Here is a 25,207-nt window from a genome sequence, read left to right as displayed (position 1 = left end):
ATGCAGTGCCGCCATTGTCATTCAACGGTCGATATCCCGTTCGTCGACCTCGGGACCTCCCCGCCGTCCAACTCCTATGTAACGCAGGAGAATCTCGACCGGCCCGAGCGCTACTATCCGCTGCGCGTGGCGGTCTGCTCGAACTGTTGGCTGGTCCAGACCGAGGACTTTGCCGACCGTGAAGAGTTCTTTTCGGAGGATTACGCCTATTTCAGCTCGTTCTCGACGAGCTGGCTCGAGCATTCGAAGCGCTATGTCGAGCAGATGCAGGCGCGCTTCGGCCTGGGCGCGGATTCGCTGGTGGTCGAGATCGCCGCCAATGACGGCTATCTGCTGCAATATGTGAAGGCCGCGGGCATCGGCGCGCTCGGCGTCGAGCCCACTCACAGCACCGCCGAGGCGGCGCGCGAGAAGGGGATCGAGGTCGTCGAGGAGTTCTTCGGCGTCGCGCTGGCCGAGCAGCTCGTCGCCGAGGGGCGCAGCGCCGACCTGACCGCGGCGAACAACGTCCTCGCCCACGTGCCTGACATCAACGATTTCGTCGCCGGTTTCGCCCGCCTGCTGAAGCCCGCCGGCGTCGCGACGTTCGAATTCCCGCACCTGCTCGAGCTGGTGGAGAAGGGTCAGTTCGACACCGTCTATCACGAGCATTATTCCTACCTCTCGCTGACCGCGGTGCAGCGCATCTTCGCGGCCAACGGCCTCGACGTGTTCGATGTCGAGACGCTGCCAACGCATGGTGGCAGCCTGCGCGTCTATGCGCAGCGCAGCGACACCAAGGCGCATGCGGCATGCCCCGGCGTCGCCGAGGTCCTGGATCGCGAGACGAAGGCGGGGGTCGCCACCGCGGATTTCTATGCCGGGTTCCAGACGCGCGTCGACCAGCTCAAGGACGCGCTGGTCTCCTTCCTGATCGAGGCCAAGCGCGACGGCAAGCGGGTGGCGGCTTACGGCGCGGCGGCCAAGGGCAACACCTTCCTCAACTTCGCGGGCGTGCGGCGCGACCTCGTTTCCTTCGTCGTCGACCGCAATCCGGCCAAGGCGGGCAAGTTCATGCCCGGCAGCCGGATCCCGATCGTCGGCGAGGACGCGCTGCAAAGCGAGCGGCCCGACCTCATCCTCATCCTGCCCTGGAACCTCAGGGACGAGGTGGTCGCGCAGCTCGACTATGCCCGCGAATGGGGCGCGCAGTTCGTGACCGCGATTCCGGAGCTGCGCGTGCTATGACCCGCATTCAATACACAAAGCCGTCGATTACGGACCTCGAGGTCGAGTTCGCCACCGACGCCGCCCGCAACGGGTGGGGTAGCGCCTGTTATGCCTATATCGAGCGGTTCGAGCGTGAGTTCGCGGCGTTTCTCGGCGTGCCTCACGCGATCGCGACGTCGAGCTGCACGGGCGCGCTCCATCTTGGTCTGGCCGCTGCCGGGATCGGTGCCGGCGACGAGGTCATCGTCGCGGACACCAATTGGATCGCTTCCGTCGCCCCGATCACCTATCTCAATGCAACGCCCGTCTTCGTCGACGTGCTGCCGGACACTTGGTGCATCGATCCGGCGGCGGTGGAAGCCGCGATCACCCCGCGTACGAAGGCGATCATCGCCGTTCACCTCTATGGCAACCTCGCCGATCTGAACGCGCTCAAGGTGATCGCCGATCGGCACGATCTTCTGCTGATCGAGGATGCCGCCGAGGCGTTCGGTTCGATCTATCATGGCCAAAGAGCCGGATCGGTCGCCGATTTCGGCATCTTTTCATTTCATGGCACGAAAACGCTGACGACCGGGGAGGGCGGCCTGTTTGTCACGTCGCGTCCCGATCTCTATCAGAAGGTCCTCACGCTCAACGCGCATGGTCGCGACTCCAGCCAGACCAAGCAGTTCTGGTCCGACGTCATCGGTTACAAGTACAAGATGTCGAACCTTCAGGCGGCGATCGGTTGTGCCCAATTGCAGCGTGCGGACGAACTGATTGCCGGCAAGCGCCGGGTCTTCGAGACGTACAGCCGCCTGCTGGCCGACCTGCCGATCCGGATGAACCCGGAGCCCGAAGGTTGCGTGAACGGCTATTGGATGCCCACCGTCGTTGTCGACGAGGGGGTGGCGTTCGATCGCGACGCGCTGCTGGATGCTTTCAAGGCGAACCAGATTGATGGCCGCGTCTTCTTCTGGCCGGTAAGCATGTTGCCGATGTTCGAGGACAAGCCCGAGAATAAGGTCAGCTATTCGCTCTATCCGCGCGCGGTCAATTTGCCGACCTATCATGATCTGACCGAGGAGGAGATGCAGCGTGTCGCTGCCTTGATCCGGTCGGCTATCGGCTAACGGTGCGCGATTACATCCTTTGGGGGGCGACTGGCCAGGCAAAGGTGCTGGCCGAATTGTATCGCCGGCGCCCGCTGAAACTTGTCGGGGTGATCGATCGAGCAGTGGCGACCGCGCCTTTTGCGGGTATCGCGCTGTGGCGGGACGAGAACGGCCTTGATGAGTGGCTGCGCGACACCGGCTGCTCCCCGCCGGCGGGGCTGGTGGCGATCGGCGGTGGCCATGGCGCCGAACGGCGCCGTTTGCAGCAGGTGCTGGCAGATCGCGGATGCGATATCCTGACCGCCGTTCATGACACCGCATATGTCGCCGACGATGCGACCGTCGGTGCCGGAAGCCAGATCCTTGCCGGCAGTGTCGTGGGCGCCTGTGCGCAGATCGGAGAGGCAGTGATCGTGAATACGGGTACGACCGTCGACCACGACTGCCGCATCGGGTCCGGCGTCCACCTTGCGCCCGGCGTGACGTTGGCGGGAGAGGTCGTCGTGGAAACGGATAGCTTCGTCGGCGCGGGCGCGACCATCCTGCCGCGGGTCCGGATCGGCCGCGGTGCCGTCGTCGGCGCAGGTGCGGTCGTGACACGCGATGTGAACCCGGGGGCGGTGGTCGTCGGCGTCCCGGCGAGGCCGAAGACAGTGATCGTGCCGGCATGACGCTCGCCGCGAGCCTCCACGCGTATGTGGAGCGGCAGATCGCCCAGATCGTTCCGGGGTTCTCGAACCCCATCGTACTGCCCCGACTGGCGGTGGAGCAGGCGTTGGAGCGTATTCAGCGCAACGTATCACGTCAGATCGGTGGGGAGCGCGGCTTTGATCCGTTGGTTTCGGGTCAGTACGCGACGTTCCTTTACTATCTCTCCTACGCGTTGCGCGACGATCGGAAGGCGGCAACGCACGTATTCTTGCTGAACAAGGCATTGAACGGGATCGACCTGTTCTTCGACGTCGTCATGCCCGATCACTTGCTGATCGGACACACCGTCGGAATGGTGTTCGCAAAGGCCGACTACGGCGATTTCTGCGTGTTCCATCAAGGATGCACCGTAGGTCGGATCCTCGACGATCGCCCGGTTCTGGGCGAGGGGGTCGTCGTCTATCCGGGGGCCGCGATCATCGGGCGGTGCCGGATCGGCGAGAACACGGTCGTTTCCGCCGGCGTTCAGGTCATCAACAAGGACACGCCGGGCAACTGCATCGTCTTTGCCGGGCAGGATGGGCGCCTTGTCTTCAAGCACATCACGGAACGGTTCAGTGCGCGCTATTACCACCTTTAAAAGGTTGTTCGGCGCCGCAACCGGACTGCGCGTCAATCTCATCGCCAATTATCTGGGTCAGGGATGGACGGCGGCAGCGAATGTCATCTTCATACCCGCCTATATCCACTATCTCGGGATCGAATCCTTCGGGCTGATCGGGGTGTTCGCCATCATCCTATCGGCGTCCAGCCTGCTCGATGCGGGTCTCACGCCGACACTGAACCGGGAACTGGCGATCTTCCAGGCCGGTGGTCATTCGGTCCGCCACGCGCGCGATCTGGTGCGAACGGCTAACACGCTGTGCGTGATCGTGCTGGTCGCCATAAGTCTGGCCGGCCTCCTGCTGGCTCCCTTGCTCGCACGATATTGGATCGGCGCGCGCGCGCTGTCGAACGCGACCATCGTCCAGTCGTTGTTCCTGATGATCCTCGTCGCCGCCCTCAGGATCGTCGAAGGGGTACAGCGCGGGGCGCTGCTAGGCTTGCAACGGCATGTCCTTCTCAACATGCTGTCGATCTTCACCGTATCGCTGCGCGCCGGCGGCGTCATCGTTCCGCTCGCGTTTGTGTCAGCGACGCCGCAGATGTTCTTTGCATGGCAGGCGGGTGTTTCGGCGTTCTCCGTGCTTGCGTTCGCCTTCTGTGTCCACGCCAGCCTGCCCCGGCAATCGGGCAAAGCACGGTTCGATCCGGCGATCGTGCGATCGCTGCGTGGGTTTGCGGGCGGCGTGCTCGGCGCGACAGCGCTCGCCGTGTTTCTAACGCAGGCTGACAAGATCCTGCTGGTGAAGCTTATACCGCTCGATCAATTCAGCGCCTATGCACTGGCGACCGCCATCGCCGCCGGGCTCTACCAGCTCGTGGCTCCGGTCGCGCAATCCTATTATCCGATGCTGACGAGCCGGATCGCCGGCGATCAGAAACAGTTGGCCGCGACGTATCATCAGGGCTCGCAGATCGTGGCAGCGACGATCGCGCCGCCCGCGGCGATCCTGATCCTGTTTGCGCAGCCGGTGCTGGACATGTGGACCGGAAATCCGGCGCTTGCAACCACCGCCGCGCCGATCCTGTCGTTGCTGGCCTTCGGCACGCTGCTCCATTGTTTCATGTACTTGCCGTACATGCTGCAACTTGCCGCGGGATGGTCGGGGCTTGCCATGCGGATGAACGCCCTCAGCGTTCTGATCGTTTTTCCGACATTGCTGCTCGTGGTGCCCCGTTCCGGGATGATCGGAGCGGCCTTCACATGGGTCGGGCTCAATCTTCTCGCGTTGATGATAACGATCCAGATCATGCATCGCCGCCTGCTTCGAACCGAAATGCGATCCTGGTACCTCCATGACGTGCTGGTTCCCGTCAGCGCGTCTTTTCTGATTGCAGGCCTGTGTCGACTTGCTTTCCCCGCAGCGATGCCGCTTTCAATCCGCGTGATCGCGCTCGCGCTCGCGTGCGTGATCACGCTCGCAGCGGGCGTTCTTGCATCGTCGCTTGCCCGGGGGCGCATCGCCGAGCTGATCGCGCGAAAACGAGCGGCGTGAGCATCGCCATAGGAGAAGCCAATCATGTCGACCGGACCCCGCCTGACGGTGCTCATCCCGACGCGCGATCGCTGTCAGACACTGGGCAGTACGATCCGCTCGTGCCTCGCGCAGGATTACGCCGATCTGCGCATCGTGGTCAGCGACAATTGCAGCGATGACGATACCGCAGCGGTGGTGGCGGGGTTCGACGATCCGCGATTGCGCTACGTCCGCACACCGCGCCGCCTGAGCATGACGGGCAATTTCGAGTTCAGCCTGTCGCTGGTCGAGGATCACGATGCCTATGTCATGCACATTGGCGACGACGACGGACTGATCCTGGACGGCGCGGCGCAGGCCGCAGGCATCATCCGGGAAACCGGCACGAGAGCGGTCAACTCCGCCCATGCGGTCTATCATTGGCCTTCGAGCCTTTACCCGAATTATGCAAATCGACTGATCATGCCGCTGGGCCGTGGCTATCACCATGTTTCGGGTCTTTCGGCAGCCCGCGATGTCATGGCGTTCCGGCGCGGCTATGCCTTCTTGCCGAGCACCTATACCGGTTTCATCGCCAAGTCGGTGATCGATGCGGTCGCCGCGGGCGGCGCTTACTATGCCTCGATCACGCCCGATTCCTATTCAGGTTTCGCAAATGCGGGCATTCTCGAGCGTTACGTGTATGCACGCCGGCCGTTTGCGATCGCGGGCCTTTCAGGTCGTAGCAACGGCGGGTCGAACGTCACGACGGGCGACAGCAGCGAGGCCAACCGCTACCTCGCCGAGAACGATTTGCCGACGCATACGGATGTGGTCTATTGTCCCAAATCCATTCCGCTCGTCGTGGCTGAGGCGTTCCTTCAGGCGCGCGACCGTGTGCCGCGATTGGGCGCGATCGATTTCGACGCCAATCGGCTATGCCGTGTGGCACTTCGCGACGTAGCGCCCGAGAATTACGCGGCGGTGCGCAATGCCGTTGCGCAGATGGTGCAGCAACACGGTCTCAAGCTCAATGTCCCTACTGCGCCGACGCGTGGACAAGCCTTCGCTCGCGGGATCGACCGTACCTTGCTGCGGGTGCGTCGGCTGCGCGAAAGCTACCGGCGTATCGACGCGGCTGCTCAAGGGGTTACGGATGTCGCCGGCGCCGGCCGCCTGGCGAACGAGTTGCTTGGCAAGGCGGGCGCCTGACGCACCGTCAGGCCTGACCGCGGCCCACGACCTCGCGGATCAGCCGGGCATAGCGCTCGCCCACCCGGTCGACGTCATGCTCCTCGGCGACGCTGCGCAGCGCACCCTCGCGCAGCCGCTGCCAGAGCGCATTGTCCTCGGCCAGGCGGCGCATCGCCGCCGCCAGCGCGGCCGGGTCGGCGGGGGGCACGACGAGGCCGGTTTCGTCATGCCGGTTGACGAACGGCACGCCCGAGCGCGGGATGTCCGTCGACACCATCGGCAGTCCGGCGGCCATGCTCTCGACCTGGGCCATGCCGTACATCTCCGCGGCGGTCACCGACGGCATGCAGCCCATGCGCGCCCGGCCGAGCGCGTCGGCCAGCTCGTCGTCCGAGAGGCCGCCGGCCATCATGATCCGGTCGCCCACGCCCTCGGCCGCGATCTTGTCGGCCAGCGCCTGCCGGAGCGGGCCGTTGCCGACGATCAGCGCGCACAGGTCGTCGCCGAACCCGCGGGCGGCCTCGATCAGCATGTCGAAGCCCTTGTAGGGGACGAGGCGGCCGACCGCGACGGCCAGCGACCGGCCCGCCGCGAACGTGTCGAGCCGCCGCGCAAAGTCGCTCTGCCCGGTCGGCGCCGCCATCAGCGAACGGTCGAACGGGTAGGGGATGACCGTGCTCCCGCGCCGCGCGATCGCCGTTGCATAGTGCGAGGCGCCGGTATGGACGGGGGTCGGGCTGATGATCGCCGCCGCCTTGCGGATCATCCAGCGGTCGAGCGGCGCGCTGGCCAGGCGGATCGGCGTCTGCGGGATATCGGCATGCCAGATCAAGATGACCGGCTTGCGCCAGGCGGCCGCGGCCAGCATCGCCAGCGGGTTGGGAAGATGGACCAGCGCGCAGTCATATTCGGCCTCCAGCGCGCGGCCCCGCGTCACATATTCCCACGACAGCCGCTTGTTCCCGATGGCAAGGTCGGAGCGGCAGCGCAGGACGTCATAGTCGCGCGCCGTCTCGGCATAGGGGCCCTTCACCTCGGTGCACAGCACGTCGGCGCGGATCCCGAAGCGCAAGAGCACTTCGCTGATGTTCAGCGTCACCGTCTCGATGCCGCCGGTATCCGGCGCGAAATGCTTGGCGAGTTGCAGGACGCGAAGTTGCTCGGGCATGGATAAATCGCCTCGTCGAAGGGATGCGTGCCCGTCCTCGATCAGCGCGGGCTGGAATGGTGCCGTCCTCCTATGAAGCGACCCTGGGGATTGCAACGTCTGCGCCGATCAAGCGCTAATGCGGTCGCAATCACATCGAGAGGCGACAAGTTGAAACCACGGGGCTGGGACCGACGCGATCTGCTGAGAATGGCCGGGGGGGCGGCGGCGGTATCGCCCGCCATGCTGACCGCGGGCGACGTGGCGACGCAGCTGCGCGCGACCGGGCTGTCCGCGCGCGAGCTGGGCCTGCGCTTCGACGGCCGCGCCGACGAGAGTGCGCCGCTCCAGCGGGCGATCGACGAGGCCGCGCGGCAGAAGCGCCCGCTGATCCTGCCCCCCGGCACCGCGCGGATCGATCGCCCGCTCGACCTCAAGGGACGCCACGTCGCGATCGTCGGCGATCCGGTCGGCAACACCGTGGTGAAGGCGGGCGCGCGCCTCGCCCGGCTGATCGATGCCGAGGACCGGGTGGAGCGGATCGACAGCCCCCTGTTCCTGTTCGGCCTCTCGCTCGACGGCAGCGGCAGCACGCAGACCGGCCTTTGCCTTCGCTACCGGCACCGCACCGTGATCGACACCGTGCGCGTGACCGCGTGCGACACCGGGATCGACGAACGCGACACCTGGCTCGGGCGGCGCGCGAACTGCCAGATCCGCCAGACGCGCATCGGATGGCGGCTCGGCGGCGCCAATCACAGCAGCCAGTGGCAGGGATGCAGCATCACCGACGCGCGGGAGGTCCATCTTGACATCGGGGCGCAGGGCACGGCCGAGGACGGCAACGACGCGCTCCTGTTCCTCGGCTGCGATGTCGAGTTCGGGGCCGGGATCGGCGTCCGCGTCGCGCCCGGCGCGTCGGCGACCTTCGACACCTGTTATCTCGGCGAGGATATCGGCGGCGACGTCCTCGAGAATGCGGGCCGGGTCACGGTGCGCGGCGGCGCGCTCTTCGTCGGGCACGGGCGGGACGGGGCGGGCATCCGCGCCGCGGGCGGCACCGTCACGATCGACGGCACCGCCATCCGAGGGCAGGGGAGCGGCCCGCTCGACCGGCTTGCCGGCGCCGGCGGGAACGGGGCGGGCAGCGTCGTCTTTCGCGACGTCGACATGCAGCTCAAGCTGGGCGGCAATCCGGTGCTGCGCGGCAACGTCCTCGGCACCATGCCGATGCGCGTGTTCGCCCCGACGCTGGGGCGGGCGTGGCAGGCGACGCAGTTCGACTGCCGGGCGGAGGACCGGGCGGTGGGCGACGCGCGGCGCGTGCGCTGTCTCGCCCCCACCGGCGCCAATCCGCTGGTCGGCGTCGCGGGCACGCTCGGCGACGTGCAGGCGAGCCGGACCGGGGCGGCGGCGTATATCGTCATCGTCTACAGCGCGACCGCGCCCGTCGAGCTCAAGGCGACCAGCGGGGCGATGTCGCGCCAGCCCTGGCGCCTGATCGGCACGCTGCCCGCAACGCGGGAGGTCCAGACCTATATAAAGGTCGACGTGCCCGTGAATTACGGCGACTTCAGCCTGATCGAGCTCATCATGCGGGCAAGGGGCGGCGACGAACTGGTCCTGCACCACGCGACGATCGGCGATGCCAGCGTCATCGAACCCGGCCCGCTCGCCAACCTGGCGCGCGCCCGATAGCGCCGGCGGCGCGCGTCAGCGGGCGCCGAACCCGGTCACCATCGTCCGGATCGTGCGCGCGACGATCAGGATGTCGAGCCACGGCGAGAAGCGGCGGATATAGTAGAAATCGAAGTGCAGCTTGTGCAGCACCTCGTCCACGTCGGCGACATGGCCCTGGTTGACCTGGGCCCACCCGGTGATGCCCGGCCGGACGATATGGCGATAGCGATAGAAGGGCAGCTCCGCCTCGTACCAGCGCGACAGCACCGTCGCTTCGGGCCGCGGGCCGATCCAGCTCATCTCGCCCTTCAGCACGTTCAGGATCTGCGGCAGCTCGTCGAGCCTCGAGGTGCGCAGGAAGCGGCCGATCCGGGTGATCCGCTGGTCGTTCGACTGCGTCATCGCGTGCGACCGGTCGTCCCCGGCCGCCGCCGGTGCCACCCGCATCGTCCGGAACTTGTAGCAGGTGAAGGGCTGGCCGCGGAAACCGATGCGCTGCTGGCGGAAGATCGCGGGGCCGGGCGAATCAAGGCGGATCATCACCGCGACGAAGACGAATACCGGCAGCAGGCAAAGCAGCGCGAGGGCCGCGGTGATCCAGTCGAGCAGGTGCTTGAGCGTCATATAGGCCGAAACCGGCGACAGGCTGCCGAAGCTGTTTTCGGACAGGTGTTCGAGCTGCACCTTCCCGGTCAGCGATTCATGCAATTGCTTGCTGTGATAGACCGGCAGCCCGTCGAGCGCATAGTCGGAGAGCCGCCGTTCCCAGTCATCGGACAGGTCGGCACGAAGATCCGCCGCGATCGCGGAAAGATCGGAAGCGTCGTCCATCGGATCGTCCAGCACGCGCCATTTGACATGCGGGACCTCGATCAGCTCGACGGCCGCGCCGACCGGGATGATGCCGATCGTCGGCCCGCTGCGCCGCTGCGCCTTGAAATAGGCGACATAAAACCACGCGACGCACAACAGGAGCGAACTGATGAAGACGAGACGCGAATAATAGAAGCGGCTGAACAGGAACGTGAAGAAGACGATCCCGTAGCCCGTCAGGAACGACGGAAAGATATAGAGGCTGCTCTGAACGCCCGGATAGTTGCTGAGGCTTCGCAGCAGATAGACGCCGATCAGCGACGCGATCAGACTGCCGGTCAGCGTGGCGACCAGCAGGCCGGGGCCGTCACCGACAGGATTGGTGACCAGACGCGCGAGATAAGGGATAAGACAACAGCCGAGAACACCAAGGATATTCCAGCGCAACCGTTGCCAGCTGCCATGTCGACGCAGGATCTGCTCAGCCACTAATTCGCACTCATCATGGCCGCGCAAGCTGTTCCGTCTACCATTCGAGTTAGATCGCCGGCGGTCGCATCAGGGGAAAGTCTGTTGCCAGGCTTTCGAACGGAGCCGCCATTACCGGGTTGCCATCGGGGTGTAAACCGACCACTGCCATGCCCTTTACGGACCGTCCCAAGACAGGGTTTTTGCCAGAATGCCGACGACATCGCGAACCCGAACGGCGGCCATGCTGCCGCTGCCGGCGCTCCTGCTTTGTGCGTTCTTCCTGGCGCTCTGGGTGGCGGGCGGGGCGTCGCGCGCCGATGTCGCCGGGCAGGCGATCGTCCGCGCGGCCGCGTGGCTGGCGCTGGTCGCCGCGCTGTTGCTCGCGGCGCCGCCGCGTATCGGGCGCGCTTGGCCCGTCGGCCTGATGCTCGGCCTGATGCTCGGCCTCGCGCTCGTCCAGCTCGTGCCGCTGCCACCGGTGATCTGGCAGGCGCTGCCCGGCCGCGCCCCCTTTGCCGAAGCGGCGGCGATGCTGGGCGAGGGGCAGCCGTGGCGGCCGCTGGCGATCATGCCCGCCGGCGCGATCAACGCGGCGGGGGCGCTGATCGTCCCCATCGTGACCTTCTACCTGATGATGGCGGTCGGCCGCGCGGGCCGGGAATGGCAGCCCGCGGCGCTGCTGATCCTCGTGGCCGCGTCGGCGCTTGTCGGCCTGATCCAGTTCACCGGCGCCAGCCTCGACAATCCGTTCGTCAACGATACCGCCGGCGACGTGCGGGGTACGTTCGCGAACCGAAACCACTTCGCCACGCTGCTGGCGATCGGGTGCCTCGTCGCTCCGGTCTGGGCGTTCCGTGACGGGCGGCGGCCGGGCTGGCGGGCGGGCGCGGCGCTCGGCCTCGTCGTCCTGTTCGAGCTCGTGATCCTCGGTACCGGCTCGCGCAGCGGGCTCCTCACCGGCGGCGCGGCGATCCTGGTCGGCGTGGCGATCGTGCGTCGCAACCTGATGCGCGAATGGGCCCATGCGCCCAAATGGGCCCTGCCGGCGGTCGTCGGCGGGGTCGCGGCGATTGTCGCCATCGTCGTCCTGGTCAGCGTCATGGCCGGCCGGGCGGCGGCGATCGACCGCGCCTTCGCGGTGGAGGTCGGTGCCGACATGCGCGTGCGCGCGCTGCCGACGATCGTGTCGATGCTCGGCACCTATTTCCCGGTCGGCTCGGGCCTTGGCGGCTTCGATGCGATGTTCCGCGTGCACGAGCCCTATGCGCTTCTGAAGCCGACCTTCTTCAACCATGCGCACAACGACTATCTGGAGGTCGTCCTGGACGCCGGGCTACCGGGGGCGCTGCTGATCGCCGGGTGCCTGGCGTGGTGGGCATGGAAGAGCGTCCGGGCGTGGCGCGGGCCGGACGGGTCGGGTCGGGCGATGGCGCGGACGGGGTCGGCGATCCTCCTCCTGCTCGTCGTGGCGAGCGCGTTCGACTATCCGGTCCGCACGCCGCTGATGATGGCGGTCGCGGTGATCGCCGCGGTCTGGCTGGCCGAGGGTCCGGCGCGGACGGGTTCGTCGCCTTTACCGGCGGCGGACGAGCATCTATAGCGCGCACGTCCTGCTTCTCGGTTTCGAAAGTCCTACCCTGCTTATGCGTCACGTCGGCTTGGTCCTGCTGTCGGCCATTGTCCTGTCCGCCTGTGCGGGGCGGGAGCGGCTCGAATCGACCCCGCGGCTCACGGTCGTCCGTGACGAGGCTACGCTGCCCCCGCCGGACCGCCGTGACCTGACCGCGGCGGACCGTCCCGCCCTGATCGGCCCGCTCGACACCATCCAGGTCGACGTGTTCGGGGTGCCCGAACTCAGCCGCGAGATGCAGGTCGATGCCAGCGGGCGGATCGCGATGCCGCTCGTCGGCACCGTCGATGCGCGCGGCAAGACTGCGACCGAGCTGGCCGATGCGGTGGAGGCTGCTCTGCGCGGCCGCTACGTCCGCAACCCGGACGTGACGGTCAACATCAAGAGCTCGGTGAGCCAGGTGGTGACGATCGACGGGCAGGTCATCGAACCCGGCCTCTATCCGGTCACCAACCAGATGACGCTCCTGCGCGCGATCGCCTCTGCCAAGGGGCTGGCCGAATTCGCGCGCCAGGACGACGTGGTGATCCTGCGGACCGTCGACGGCCGCAAGATGGCGGGCCTCTACAACATAGCCGCGATCCGCAGCGGCGCCTACGACGACCCGCCCATCTACGCCAATGATGTGGTCGTCGTCGGCGACAGTCCGCAGCGCCGCCTGTTCCGCGATTTCGTGTCCCTGGCGCCGCTCCTGGCAGCGCCGCTCATCGCGATCGTCCAGTAAGGTAACGTCACCCTGTGAACATCTTTTCATCCGAGCCGCGTGGTCTGGCGGCGGCGCCTGGTACGGCGCTGGTTGGCCCGATCACCGCGCCCGATCAGGGCGTGCCGATCCTGCGGCAGTATCTGCGTATCGCGATGCGGTGGCGCTACGTCATCATCGGCGCGGTCGTCGGGTGCGTTCTTCTCGGCCTGATCGCGACCCTGCTGATGACGCCGAAATACACGGCGACCTCGACGATTGAGATCTCGCGTGAATCGGACAAGGTGACGAACTTCCAGGGCGTCGATCAGGAAGCGAGCATCGCCGATCAGGAATTCTACCAGACGCAATACGGCCTGCTGCGCTCGCGCTCGCTGTCCGAACGAGTGGCGGTGCAGCTTCGCCTGATCGACGATCCCAAGTTCTTCGACATGTTCGGCGCGGCGAAGGACACGCCGGCGTTCGAGCTGCGCAACGGCCGTTACGCGCCTGCCGGTCGGGCCGAGCGGCAGCGGGTCGCGGGCGAGACGTTGCTGAAGCAGCTCGGCGTCGCTCCGACCCGGCTCTCGCGTCTCGTCGACATCCGCTTTACCAGCCCGGATGCGGCCTTCTCCGCCAAGGTCGCCAATGCCTGGGCGAACAATTTCATCGAGACCAATCTCGAGCGCAAGATCCAGGCGACCAGTTATGGCCGCAACCTGCTCCAGCGGCAGCTGACCGAGTACAAGGACCGACTGGACGAATCGCAGCGCCAGCTCGTCGCCTATGCCTCGCAGCAGCAGATCATCAATCTGCCCGCCCAGAACGGCAATCAGGGACAGACGACGAGCGAGCGGTCGATCGTCGCGGATGACCTCGCCGCGCTTAACGCCGCGCTGGCCCAGGCGACCGCCGACCGCATCCAGGTGCAGGCCCGCTACGAGCAGGCGGGCCGCGCTGGCGCCTCGACCGAGGCGCTGCGCAACGTCGCGATCAACAATCTGCGTCAGCGCCGGGCTGAGCTTGCGGCGGAATATCGCCAGCTGATGGTGCGCTTCGAACCCGGCTATCCGGCCGCGCAGGCGATCCAGTCTCAGATCGACCAGCTCGACCGATCGATCGCGCGCGAGGAAAGCCGCGTCACGGGTTCGCTCGTAGCCGATTTTCGCGAGGCCAAGCAGCGCGAGGATGCGCTGAAGGCCAAGGTCGACCAGCTCAAGTCGAGCTATCTCGACCTTCGTCGCCGCTCGATCCAGTACAACATCTACCAGCAGGAAGTGGACACGAACCGCTCACTCTATGACGGGCTGTTGCAGCGCTTTAAGGAGATCGGCGTTGCGGGCGGCGTCGGCGTCAACAACATCGCCATCGTCGACCCCGCCGACGTGCCGCAAAAGCCGTCGAGCCCGCGGCTCTTGCTAAATCTTGCGATCGCCATTCTTGCCGGGCTCATCCTCGGCACGACTATCGCGCTCGGCCTTGAGCAGATTGACGAGGCGATCGCCGATCCGGCGGAGGTCGAGCGCCGCCTCGGCCTGCCGCTGCTCGGATCGGTGCCCAAGGTCGAGGGTGCGACCCCGAAGGAGGCGCTGCTCGATCGCAAGTCGGACCTGGTCGACGCGTATCTGGCCGTGCAGACGAATCTCGGCTTCACGACCGAGCACGGGGTTCCGCGCTCGTTCGCGGTCACCTCGACCCGGCCGGCTGAGGGCAAGTCGACCACGGCGCTTGCGCTCGCGACCACGCTGGCCCGGGCGCAGCGCCGGGTCATCCTGGTCGATGGCGACATGCGGTCGCCCTCGGTGCATCACCTGGGCGGCGTGGATCACGATCGCGGTCTCAGCAACTTCCTGACCGGGCACGACGATATCGGCTCGCTGACGTTCGAGATGGCCGACCTCGGCTTCACGGCGATGTCGGCCGGCCCGATCCCGCCCAATGCAGCCGAGCTGCTGACCGGCAACCGCCTGTCGATCCTGATCGAGCGGCTGATGGAGCAATATGACCACGTGGTGATCGATTCGCCGCCGGTCATGGGTCTTGCGGATGCGCCGCTGATCGCAGCGCGCGTCGAGGGTGTGATCTATGCGGTCGAATCGCACGGAATCCGCTCGACGCTCGTGAAGACGGCGCTCGGCCGCCTGCTCAGTGCGAATGCGCGGGTCATCGGCGGTGTCCTGACCAAGTTCGAGGCCCGCCGCGCGCATTACGGCTACGGCTACGAATATGGCTATGGCTATGGACGCGAAGCGAAGGGCTGACCCCCGCAAGGGGCAGCCCCGCGGCCCCGCCGGCCGATCGGGGCGGGAATGGGCGGTTCGCGCGGCGCTTGCGGGCGGTGCGCTGGTGCTGGGCTATGTCGGCGTGACCTTCAGCCTGGCCCAGGCGGTCGCCGCGGCCGATCCGGCACGGGCTTATGCGCTTGCCCCCTATGACGGCCAGCTCGCCGCCCGCCTGGCCGAAACCCGGCTCGCTGAAGCGCCCGAGACGGGCGGGTCGCGAACGGCCGTCGCGCTCGCACGCGCGTCGCTGCGCCGCGATCCGCTGTCCGTGCGGGCGGTCCCGGTCCTGGGCATCACCGCCAGTGGCGCCGGCGATACTCGCGGGTCCCAACGCCTGCTCGACTATGCGCAGCGCCTGTCGCGGCGCAACCTCCAGACCCAGCTCTGGGCGATCGAGGCCGCGGTGGCGCGTGGCGACGTGACCGGCGCGCTGACCCAATATGACATCGCGCTGCGATCCTCGCGCACGGCGATCGATCTTCTCTATCCAGTGCTCGCCTCGGCAATCACCGACCGGCCGGTGCGGGCCGCGACCGCCGCGATGCTGGCGAAGCGCCCGCCCTGGGGCGGCTTCTTCATCGACTTCGCCTCTGGCAACGGCGACAGCCCGGCGGCAACCGCACTATTGTTCGAGGATCTACAACGCCGCGGCGTCGCGATCTCGCCCAGTGCGATCGCGACATTAGTCAACCGCCTTGCCGCCGGCGCGTCGATCGAGGCGGCCTGGCGCTTCTACCGCAGCCGGCACCCCGGCGCCGATCCGGCATCGTCGCGTGACGAGCGGCTGCGCGGCGTGCAGACCCCGTCGCTGTTCGACTGGACCGTCGTCAGCGACGCGAACGTCACCGCGACGATCGGAAACGGGACCGAAAACGGCGGCTTCGACTTCTCGGTCCCCGCCGGCACCGGCGGCCGCCTCATCCAGCAGACGCAATTGCTTCCCGCCGGGCGGTACCGGCTTGCCGGCCACTCGCTCTCGATCGCCCAGGCGGAAGGGTCGCTTCCCTATTGGGTGCTGGCCTGCCGCGACGGGCGCGAGCTCGGCCGCGTGACCGTCCCCAATTCGGCGACCGCCGGGGGGCAATTCGCCGGGCAGTTCGTCGTGCCGCCCAACTGCCCCGTCCAGACCCTTACGCTGGTGGCGCGCTCTTCGGACCAGGTCGGCGGCGTGTCGGGCCAGATCGACCGCGTGCGGCTCGGCCCCGCGTCATGATCCGCCGGTACGCCGCGACCGCCGCCGCGGGTGCGCTCCTCGCATCGCTGGCGCTCGCCCCGATCGCGCAGGCGCAGACGCGGCCGGACGATCCGTCCGAGCAGGCCGCCGACGCCGGGCAGCTGCAACCGCATCCGAGCCGGACGGCGGAAACGGGCACCGGCGTGATCGGCCAGCGCCAGACCGCGGCACAGGCGGCGCCGAATCTGGAACCGCTCGGCCGCGTGAACAATCGCGTCGCCAACCGCGTGCAGAACCGCATCCGGAACCGCATCGACCGCTATTACGACCCCCGCGCCAATGCCACCTCGCCGTTCGAGATCGCGGGGGAGCAGGTGCAGCGCGCGTCGTCCCGCCCCCGCTGACCGCGGCGGTGCCGGCGCGCATGAACGCGTGCCCGCGCCGGTCCGCTAGCGACCGATAACGATCGTCCGGCCACCGACGCGCTGCATCGGGCGCAGCCGGAACGCCTCGACCACCAGCTTCCAAACCCCAAGCCCTCCCGTCCGCGATCGGCGGGTGCCGGGCCATGTCTCCGCCATCCGGTGCCGCCGACCGTCCGTCGGGGTATACACCGGTCGGACAGAGCGCCGGAACAGGCCAGATCGTTTAAACAGGGTGGCTTGCAGCGAGATTGAACAGTTCCGCCGGACGGTCTAGAGCCTGATCGAACATAAAGGGGCTCATGATGGCATTGTTCGGCTATGCCCGCGTGTCGAGCGACGACCAGGACCTGCGCATCCAGGAAGCGGCTCTCCGCGCGGCGGGGTGCCAGGCGATCCGGTCGGAGAAGAAGTCGGCGACCGGCCGGGCGGGGCGCAGCGAGCTGCAGACCTTGCTCGACTTCCTGCGCGCGGGCGACACGCTGGTCGTCACGCGAATCGATCGCCTCGCGCGATCGATGAAGGACCTGCAGGACATCGTCCACGAACTGAAGGGCAGGGGCGTCGCGCTCAGGGCCACCGAGCAGCCGATCGACACCGCCACCGCGGCGGGCAAGGCGTTTCTCGACATGCTCGGCGTCTTTGCCGAGTTCGAGACCAACCTGCGCCGCGAACGCCAGGCGGAGGGGATCGCGGCGGCAAAGGCGCGCGGCGTCTACAAGGGCGGCAAGCCGCGCATCGATCCCGAAGCGGTGCGAAAGCTGGCGGGCGAGGGGATGCGACCCGCGCATATCGCGCGCGCGCTGGGGATTTCCCGCGGCACGGTCTATCGCTTCCTGCCGGCATCGCCCGCGCCGTCCGGCGCATTCTGAGCGGCCACCCGGCCGCCTCCGCGGCCGGCGCGAGTGAGCGTGTCGCGTGGGGGCAGGGCCGCCGCGCCCCCGGCGCGTCCACGTCGGATCATCGCAGCCTGTTCGCCCCGACCAGATCGAGAATGGCGCCGGGCGCGGTCGCGGCCGGGTCGAACAGGAACTGCGTACGCATCGGATCGGATTCGCGCAACCACATGTCCGCGAACCCGAGACGCCGGCACGCTTCCGGGGCAAGGCGCGTGGCGCAGCACAGCGACCCGTGCGCGGTCGTGAGCCTGACCAGCGGACGCCGGGTACCGGCGACGCGCAGGCGCAGGTCCGGGGTATCGGTGAAATAGAGCTCGATATTGCCCGGCGCGGTGTCGCGCAGCGTATCGACGAACCGGTCGCCCGCATCGCTCAAGGGGCGGCGGAAATTCTGCTCGGCGATGCTCAGCCCCTCCTCGTCCGCCAGCATGGCGGCGGCGCTGTCCGACGGTTCGGCGCGCTCGGCATAGGCCTCGACCACCGACGCCGGGGCGGGACGGCGCGCGTTCGCGGGCGCGGCGTCGTCGGCACGGTCGAACACCGGCAGCACCCGCGGCAGCGCGGCGGCCATCGCCGCCGCCACCTCGTCCAGCCCGACCCCGTCGCGCTGCGTGCCGATCGGGGTCGCAGCGTTGCAGATCGGCCGGAAGCGGTCGGCGAGCGCGGTTTCCGCGGGGCGCAGCCAGACCTCGCGCGCCCAGGCGCCGCGCTCGCGCCCCTCGGCACCGTCTAGGCGCCCGGCCCAGTCGGCGGCGACGGGCTGGAACAGGCAGGTGATGCGCGAGAGCATCGCGTCCTCGTTCCCCGGCGCGAACACGTCCCAGTGCCGTGCGGCGAACACCGCCTTCTGCGCGGTGCAATGCGCGCCCCTGATGAGCGGATGCCCCGGCAGCGCCGCAAGATCGGTGTCGCGCCCCTGCGGCAGGCAGGCGGCGAGTCCCTCGCTCACCGGATCGCCCGACCGGGTGTCGAGCAGGCGGCGCAGCGACCGCCGGCTGAAGCTCGTCTCGCGCGAGCGCATCGTCTGTCCCACGACATGCAGGACCCAGCGATGCAGGACCGAACAATCGGCGCCCGCCTGCTCGCCGACATGCAGGCCGATGTAGAACTGCGCCCCGTCGAGGAGCAGCGCGTAGAGCCCCGGCCCGCACAGCTCGGCCGGCGCGGCGGCCCGATCGACATCGGCGATCAGATTGGCCCAGGCCGGTTTCCCCGCGGGCGGGTCGACCCTGCGCAGCGTGATCAGTCGGTCAGCGGTATAGAGCGTCATCGAACATCCTCGCCAGTGATGGCGGGGGTGTTGGCCGGGATCCCCGGCAGCGGCTATCCGGGAAATACCCCGCCGGGCGGGGCCGGGGGTCGCGGCATCAGTGCCGTCGCTTTCATGCCCCGAACTCGGGCGAGGGGCCTCGCGCCCCTCCTGACCGATCGCGTTCGGGCGTGACGCACCGCGCGCGAGGGCTCGGCGATCGCGGCGCGTCTCGTGCCGCTCCGGGGCGCCGATTTAGCGCAAAGAAAAAGGGTGGCTTGCCAGGCCACCCTTCGAAGTCGTCGACGAAGATGCGCGTTACGCGATGGTGATGCCACCGACGATGTTGGCGGCGAGCAGCGCCGTATGCTCGCTGGACGTCCCGAATTCGAGCAACAGCGCGCCCTTGCTCAGGCCGTGGTCGAGCTGGTCGATATAGAAGGCGCGGCCGACGCTGTCCGCCGGACGATCCAGCGCGTTCTGGTACAACAGGTCGACTAGCTGACCGTTATTGAGGCCTGCGGTCGCCGCGGTGAACTCCGCCGAGCTGGCGAACAGGTCGGCGACCTGCAGCACCGTGAGCGCACCCGACTTCACTTGCTCGCTGTAGAAGGTCAGCCCCTGCGCATCGGGCAAGCGGTTGGCGAAGGTATCGTAAAGCAGCGCGATCGACTGATAGGTGTCGTCAGTCTGGAAATAGCCCTGTGCCACCGTATCGGCGGTGACCGCACGATGCTCGGCGCTTTCCGAAATGCTGACGATGAAGTCCCCGCGCGAAAGGCCGCCGTCGAGCTGCGCCGTCCAATAGGCCTTGCCCCCGGCGTCGGGCGCACGCCCGAACGCCTGCTGATAGATATAGTCCACCAGCGCGCCGTTCGAGAGCGCCCCGATCGTCGGCGCGGCCTCGGCGCTCGTCAGGAGCGAGTTCGCGATCGAGGTAAGGGTCGCCCCGCGATCCTCGATCTGGTCGACGTAGAAATCGAGGCCGACCTTGTCCGCACCGCGGTTCAGGACCGTGTCGTACAGGCGGATCACCTGGGCGCCCGCGCTGTCCGGGTCGGTGCTGAAGACGCCATCGGCGAACTTGATCTGCTCAACGCCGGTGAGCGTGTCCGTTCCCTCCGCCGCGCCGCCGATCAGAGTCGTGACACCGCCGACCATCGACATGCCGAAGCCGCGGTAGAGGCCGGTGTAGATCGCCTGATCGAACCCGGTCCCGCCGTTCAGCGTGTCGTTGCCCGCGCCGCCGTACAGCGTGTCGTTCCCGTCGCCGCCGTTGAGCGTGTCATTGCCCGCCAGGCCGTACAGGATGTCGTTGCCGCCCGCGCCGCTGAGCACGTCGTTGCCGGTGGCGCCGGTGATCGTCTCGGCCCCTTCGAAGCCGACCAGCGTCAGGTTGCCGATGAAGCCGTCGAAGTTATAGGCCGTGAAGCCGCCGGTATAGCCGTTGCTGATCGTGAAGATGGTCACGAACCCGTTGGCGGTGCCCACGCCGTCGGGGTCGACCTGGAGCAGCAGGTCGGTGCCCGACTGCACAAGCCGCAGATGTTCGCTCGCAAAGGCGTTGCTGTTGGCCGTGTAGCCGGTCAGCCCGCCGTTCAGGTAGCTCGTCATCTCGAACTTGTCGCCGGCATTGCCGACCTCGAAATCGGTGACCCGGTTGTCGCGTGCGGTGCTGGCGACCTCGACGCCGGCACCGCTCAACTGGATGATGTCGGCACCGGTGCCCAGCGTCAGCTGATAGTTGTTGACCCCCGAGACACCGCGCATGCTGATGCTGACGATGTCGTTGCCGCTGCCGGCGTCGACAGTGGCGCTGGCGACGCCGGTCAGAATGATGCGGTCGTTGCCCGAGCCGGCATTGACCCTGACGATGTCGGCGTTGCGATCGGTCGAGGTCGTTCCGACGCTTAGGTACGTCGCGGTCGATAGGCCGTCGGCGACCGCAGAGGGTGCCGCGGTCAACGCGCCGCTGCGCAGCTCGATGATATCGTTGCCGCTACCACCGTCGAGGTTGACGATCGTCGCGACCGCACCCGAGGCGCGCGTCACCAGCAGGCTGTCGTCACCGCCATAGCCGTACAGCGAGTCCGTCTGGCTGAACGCGGTCGCCCCGGCCCCGACGCCAGCGTCGGTGATGAGGTTGAACCCGTCGTTTCCGCGCAGCGTGTCGCCGAAGCTCGAGCCGGTCAGATACTCGATGCCGATGAGCGTATCGATGCCGTCGCCGCCGGTATCCTGCGCCACGCCCTGGATGCGAAGGTCGACGTTCACCGCCGCGGTCGAATTGACGTAGGTGGCGGTGTCGAGGCCCTCGCCGCCGATCAGCGTGTCGTTGCCCAGGCCGCCCGACAGCGTGTCGTTGCCGAACCAGCCATCGAGCACGTCATCGCCCTCGTTGCCGACGAGCGTATCGAGGGTGCCGCCGCCGCGCACGACGTCGTTGCCCGTGCCGCCGCGGAAGATCACGCGCTCGACGCTGGTGAACGAGCCGATGTTTACACCTTCGAGCATGATCGCGCTGTTGCCGGCGATGTTGCCGAGGTCGAACGAAACGCCGCCCGCCCTGCCGGTGTAATAGGCATAGGCCGTGTCGGTCCCGTCGCCGCCGTCGAAAATGTCGTTGCCGCCGTCGTTGGTATAGACCGCGGTCAGCGACGCACCGGGCGCGCTGGCAAGGCCACCGACAAGCGTGTCGTCACCATCGCCGCCGCGCAGGATGTCGTTGCCGAGACCGCCAACCAGGATGTCGTTGCCGGTGCCGCCGTCCAGCGTGTCGTTGCCGTCGGCGCTTCCTGCCACGCTGCTGAACGTGTCGTTATAGTCGCCGATCAGCACGTCGTTGCCCGCGCCGCCGATGAGCGTGTCGTTCATGCCGCCGCCGATCAGGCGATCCGCCGCCGAGCCGCCGGTCAGCCGGTTGTCGGTCGTGTTGCCACCGGTCAGCGTATTGGTCAGCGTCGTCGACCCGGTGACGTTCTCGATCCCGATCAGCGTGTCGCCCGCGGCCGCTAGGATGGTCTGCCGCTCGGTGTTGAGGTTGACCGTCACGAACGCCGTCGCGTTGGAATAATCGACCGTATCCGACCCCGCGCCGCCGTTATAGGTGTCCGCGCCGCCGCCATCGAAGAAGATGTTGTCGCCCGCGTCGCCGGTGACGGTGTCGTTGCCCGAACCGGTGCGGACATTCTCGAACCCGATGATCGTGTTGTTGCCGACGCCGGTGTTCTGCGCCGTCGTGACGCTGAGGTCGATGGTGATGCCGGCTGCGCCGCTGAACGCGACGGTGTCGATCCCCGCGCCGCCGTTCAGCGTGTCGTCGCCCAGCCCGCCTTCGATCACGTTGGCGCCGTCGTCGCCGGTCAGCACGTCGTTGCCGCTGCCGCCGGTCAGGTTCTCGATCCCGCGCAGCGCCGCGATCTGGCCCGCCGCGACCGCGGCGATGCCGTCATTCGCGCCGCGCAGCGTGGCGGTCACGCTTTCGGCATAGCCGGCAAAGGATGCCGTGTCCGATCCCGCGCCGCCGTCGAGCAGGTCGACGCGCCCGCCCACATTGCCGCCGGTCAGCAGCGTGTCGTTGCCCGCGCCGCCCGTGATCGTGTTGTCGCCCGCATCGCCGGTCAGCGTGTCGTTGAATGCCGAGCCCAGGAGGTTCTCGAACCCGGTAAACGTGTCGGTGCCCGTCACGCCGGTGTTCTGCGCCGTCCCCTGAAGCGCGAGGCTGACGGTCACGCCCGCGGATGCGCCCGCATAGGAGGCGGTGTCGTTGCCCGAGCCGCCGTTCAGCGTGTCGTTGCCCAGCCCGCCTTCGATGACGTTGGCGTCAGCGTTGCCGATCAGCGTGTCGTTGAGCGCGGAGCCGATTAGGTTCTCGATCCCCGACAGCGTGTCGGTGCCCGCGGCGACGGTGTTCTGCGCCGCCCCCTGGATGTTCAGGTCGACGGTGACGCCGGTGGTCGAGCCGCCGCTGAAAGCATTGGTGAACGCCGCGGTGTCGTTGCCGCTGCCGCCGTTCAGCACGTCGTTGCCGAGCGTGCCGGCGATATAGTCGTTACCCTCGCCGCCATCGGCGACCAGGCTGCTGTTGTTGGTCGCGGTGGTGGTGGTGGTGATGACCGCCGCGTTGGCGAGCGAGATGTTGAGCTGATAGGTCTGCCCGGCGTTCAGCGGCTGTGCCGTCGCCGCCCCGTTCCACAGGCCGACGCGGATGTAATAGGTGCCGGCGGTCTGGAAGGTATAGGTCAGATACGCATCGTCGTGCCCGGGATAGGACGGATCGCCCGTGCCCGTGTCGTTCGACGCAAGCACCGTACCGGCCGCGTTGACCAGCTCGATGAAGCTGTCGTCGAGCGAGCCGGGGCCATCGATGTCGAAGATCGCCTGCGAACCCGGCACCGTCACGTCGATCCGGTAATATTCGAGCGAGCCGCCCGCCGCGGTCGCGTTGATCGTCGCGTGCGGGAGCGAGGTCGCGTTCGTGATGTCCGGATTGGCATCGACGTCAAAGGCGCCCGCGGTCGCGACGGCGGTGGCGATGCTGCCGTTGTTCGTCGACTGCGGCTTGGTGATGTCCGGCTGCGAGGGGGCCGACACGGTGGTGGTGGTGGTGAAGCCGCCGCCGATCAGCCGGTCGTCGCCGGCGCCGCCCGACAGCGTGTCGGCACCGCTCGCGCCGCCCGACAGCGTGTTGTTCTGGCTGTTGCCGGTGATCGTGTCGTTGCCGACCGTGCCCTGGATGTTCTCGATGCTGCGCAGCGTGTCGTTTTCGCCGTCATGGCTGACGATCACGTCCGCACCCGTGTCGTTCAGCGTCACGTTGACGCCGGTCGTGTGGGTGAAGATGACCGTGTCGCTGCCGCTGCCACCGTCGAGGACGTTGTTGGCGGTGTTGCCGATCAACACGTCGTTGCCCGAGCCGCCCTTCGCATTCTCGATCAGCGAGCGCGTGTCGTTGTTGTAGAGCAGCGACATCGCGATGTTGCCGGGCGCCAGCGTGGTATATCCCTGGTATGCGGTGCTGTCGGCAAGCTGCGCCTGATCGACGGTCGAGAACTGGCCCGGACGCAGGTCGACCGTGACGCCGTTCGCATAGTTGCTGGCATCGATGGTGTCGTTGCCGCCGCCGTCCCAGATCGTGAGGAAGATCTTGTTGCCCGTCGGCGCGCCCTGACCGACGCCGTTGATGAACATCTCGCCGGTCGTCTGGCTGAACGTGTAGACGCTGTCGGTCGCGTTGGTGGTGTAGTTCGCACCGTACATGTACTGCAGCGCGGCGAGGTCATACTGCATGTACGTCTGGGGCTGGTTGATCTTCTCGCCCGCAAACCCACCCGTGCCCGGTGCCGGGGTATAGGTCATCAGCGACCATGCCTGGCCGTCATTGTCCGGCGTCAGCGACTGGGTCCCGAACCGCGGGGCCGTGCCGAAGTAGAAGGACAGGTCGCTGTTGGTATAATCCTGGTGCCCGTGCTTCAGCCCCATCGTGTGGCCGATCTCGTGCATCATGGTGGCATAGCCCCACGTGCCCTTCGTCGCGATGTCGTAATAAGGCTGGCTCGTCCGCCCGAACCAGATGTCGCCCGCCGCGCTCTGCTTCTCCGAAGGGAAGCCGCCATAGGCCGACGCCACGTCGTTGTCGGCCGTCTGCGAGATGCGGATATTCGCGTGGGTCGTGTCGGTTTCGGTGATCTCGGTGAACTTGAGGTTCGTCGCGGCCGAGATCTGCGCGAACGACGCGCGCGCCGCCTGCTGCTGCAGCGAGCCAAGCGTCAGGTGATAATTGTCGACGCCGGCCGAGAGCGGCGTGCTGCCGTTGTAGTTCGAGCCCGAGGTCGGGAAGCTGTAGGTCAGCTCCAGCGTGCCCCACTTCGACCCGATCAGCGTGGCGTCGATGTTGCGGTTGCCCGTGAAGGAGCGCGTGCCGTCCGGGTTGGTGATGAGGTTGAGGAGCACGCCGAGCGGGTTACCCTGCGGGTTCGCATCGGTGATCGCTTCGGTCGAGTCGGCCGCGACGCTATCCTTGGCCTTGCCGTGCAGCGCCTCCTCGCGCAGCCCCTTGCAGATCACGCAGTCACAGCCCTGTACGACGGTCTCGTGCGTGACTTCCGCCAGCGGATCCCAAGTGACGCCGCCGCTGTTGGTCGAGTCGTTGCCGGTTTCGAACGTGCTCATCTATCGGTCCCCTCCACGCACGATCGTAAGGTTTTCCGGCCAAGAGGCCTGCTAAAGCCTTCGGATTCTTACCAATCGTGGCAATGAAATGATTTATTCATTCTCCCGTAATGCCGGTCAAGTAGCGATTGTGGCACTTGTTACGATTATTTGGCGACGTCGGTTCCGCGGGTTGATATGACGGTCGGCAACGGCCCCGCATGGGCCGATGGAGAGCGCGATGCGGTCGTTCCTGCCCCCCCTGTCCGTCATGCTCGCGGCATGCGCGCCCACTCCGCAGACAGCCACGACGCAAGGTGGCGACCCGTCCGGTCCG

Annotated in this window: 17 protein-coding genes; 13 read left to right on the top strand and 4 right to left on the bottom strand. The window is 67.3% G+C overall.

Going from position 1 to position 25,207, the window contains the following annotated elements:
* Genes FHR19_RS17360 through FHR19_RS17335 form a run of 6 tightly spaced genes read left to right on the top strand, consistent with a single transcriptional unit; the run spans position 1 to position 6,289 of the window.
* Complete coding sequence (locus FHR19_RS17360) at positions 1-1,227, top strand: class I SAM-dependent methyltransferase (protein ID WP_184031188.1); 1,227 nt, start codon at positions 1-3, stop codon at positions 1,225-1,227.
* Positions 1,224-2,324: a DegT/DnrJ/EryC1/StrS family aminotransferase gene (locus FHR19_RS17355; RefSeq protein ID WP_184031185.1), complete on the top strand. Its 1,101-nt coding sequence runs from the start codon at positions 1,224-1,226 to the stop codon at positions 2,322-2,324. Before FHR19_RS17360 ends, FHR19_RS17355 begins: the two co-directional genes overlap by 4 nt.
* 2 nt (positions 2,325-2,326) lie before the next feature.
* Positions 2,327-2,977 carry a NeuD/PglB/VioB family sugar acetyltransferase gene (locus tag FHR19_RS17350; RefSeq protein ID WP_184031183.1) on the top strand — a complete coding sequence of 217 codons (651 nt, stop codon included), beginning with the start codon at positions 2,327-2,329 and terminating at the stop codon, positions 2,975-2,977.
* The gene (locus FHR19_RS17345; RefSeq protein ID WP_184031180.1) at positions 2,974-3,597 is read left to right on the top strand and encodes an LbetaH domain-containing protein; all 624 of its coding nucleotides are present in this window, start codon (positions 2,974-2,976) and stop codon (positions 3,595-3,597) included. The genes FHR19_RS17350 and FHR19_RS17345 overlap by 4 nt, the downstream gene beginning before the upstream one ends.
* Positions 3,575-5,116 carry an oligosaccharide flippase family protein gene (locus tag FHR19_RS17340; protein WP_184031178.1) on the top strand — a complete coding sequence of 514 codons (1,542 nt, stop codon included), beginning with the start codon at positions 3,575-3,577 and terminating at the stop codon, positions 5,114-5,116. Before FHR19_RS17345 ends, FHR19_RS17340 begins: the two co-directional genes overlap by 23 nt.
* A gap of 48 nt (positions 5,117-5,164) precedes the next feature.
* Positions 5,165-6,289, top strand: coding sequence for a glycosyltransferase (locus FHR19_RS17335; protein ID WP_184031176.1), 1,125 nt, complete (start codon positions 5,165-5,167; stop codon positions 6,287-6,289).
* A gap of 7 nt (positions 6,290-6,296) precedes the next feature.
* On the opposite strand, the gene FHR19_RS17330 is transcribed toward FHR19_RS17335, so the two are convergent.
* Entirely contained in the window at positions 6,297-7,439 is a 1,143-nt protein-coding gene (locus tag FHR19_RS17330; protein ID WP_184031174.1) for a glycosyltransferase, read from the bottom strand.
* A gap of 189 nt (positions 7,440-7,628) precedes the next feature.
* Here FHR19_RS17330 and FHR19_RS17325 point away from each other — a divergent pair, with 189 nt between their 5' ends.
* Complete coding sequence (locus tag FHR19_RS17325) at positions 7,629-9,116, top strand: glycosyl hydrolase family 28-related protein (RefSeq protein WP_184031172.1); 1,488 nt, start codon at positions 7,629-7,631, stop codon at positions 9,114-9,116.
* A gap of 15 nt (positions 9,117-9,131) precedes the next feature.
* Here the strand turns inward: FHR19_RS17325 and FHR19_RS18015 are convergent, their stop codons facing one another.
* Positions 9,132-10,400, bottom strand: coding sequence for a sugar transferase (locus FHR19_RS18015; RefSeq protein ID WP_221228617.1), 1,269 nt, complete (start codon positions 10,398-10,400; stop codon positions 9,132-9,134).
* Between the two features lie 223 nt (positions 10,401-10,623).
* Between FHR19_RS18015 and FHR19_RS17315 the strand changes: the two genes are divergently transcribed.
* The 6 genes from FHR19_RS17315 to FHR19_RS17290 all read left to right on the top strand — a co-directional run bounded on the left by FHR19_RS17315 (position 10,624) and on the right by FHR19_RS17290 (position 17,444).
* On the top strand, positions 10,624-11,982 hold the full coding sequence (locus tag FHR19_RS17315) for an O-antigen ligase family protein (protein ID WP_184031170.1): 1,359 nt from the start codon (positions 10,624-10,626) through the stop codon (positions 11,980-11,982).
* A 43-nt stretch (positions 11,983-12,025) separates the two neighbouring features.
* Complete coding sequence (locus FHR19_RS17310) at positions 12,026-12,736, top strand: polysaccharide biosynthesis/export family protein (protein ID WP_184031168.1); 711 nt, start codon at positions 12,026-12,028, stop codon at positions 12,734-12,736.
* A 14-nt stretch (positions 12,737-12,750) separates the two neighbouring features.
* Positions 12,751-14,955 (top strand): GumC family protein, encoded by a 2,205-nt coding sequence (locus FHR19_RS17305; RefSeq protein WP_343053325.1) that lies wholly within the window; start codon positions 12,751-12,753, stop codon positions 14,953-14,955.
* A complete protein-coding gene (locus FHR19_RS17300) occupies positions 14,933-16,189 on the top strand; it encodes a hypothetical protein (protein ID WP_184031167.1) in 1,257 nt (418 codons plus the stop codon). The genes FHR19_RS17305 and FHR19_RS17300 overlap by 23 nt, the downstream gene beginning before the upstream one ends.
* A complete protein-coding gene (locus tag FHR19_RS17295; protein ID WP_184031166.1) occupies positions 16,186-16,554 on the top strand; it encodes a hypothetical protein in 369 nt (122 codons plus the stop codon). Before FHR19_RS17300 ends, FHR19_RS17295 begins: the two co-directional genes overlap by 4 nt.
* A gap of 323 nt (positions 16,555-16,877) precedes the next feature.
* A complete protein-coding gene (locus FHR19_RS17290; RefSeq protein ID WP_184031165.1) occupies positions 16,878-17,444 on the top strand; it encodes a recombinase family protein in 567 nt (188 codons plus the stop codon).
* Positions 17,445-17,532: 88 nt separating this feature from the next.
* Here the strand turns inward: FHR19_RS17290 and FHR19_RS17285 are convergent, their stop codons facing one another.
* Together FHR19_RS17285 and FHR19_RS17280 are read right to left on the bottom strand one after the other, a co-directional pair.
* A complete protein-coding gene (locus tag FHR19_RS17285) occupies positions 17,533-18,741 on the bottom strand; it encodes a hypothetical protein (RefSeq protein WP_184031164.1) in 1,209 nt (402 codons plus the stop codon).
* A gap of 297 nt (positions 18,742-19,038) precedes the next feature.
* Complete coding sequence (locus FHR19_RS17280; protein WP_184031163.1) at positions 19,039-24,891, bottom strand: DUF4214 domain-containing protein; 5,853 nt, start codon at positions 24,889-24,891, stop codon at positions 19,039-19,041.
* Positions 24,892-25,207 lie beyond the last annotated feature (316 nt).

It is taken from the genome of Sphingomonas yantingensis, assembly GCF_014199325.1.
Lineage (GTDB): Bacteria > Pseudomonadota > Alphaproteobacteria > Sphingomonadales > Sphingomonadaceae > Sphingomonas > Sphingomonas yantingensis.
Note: the sequence above shows the minus strand (reverse complement) of the source record. Positions and strands in the feature narration are given on the sequence as shown.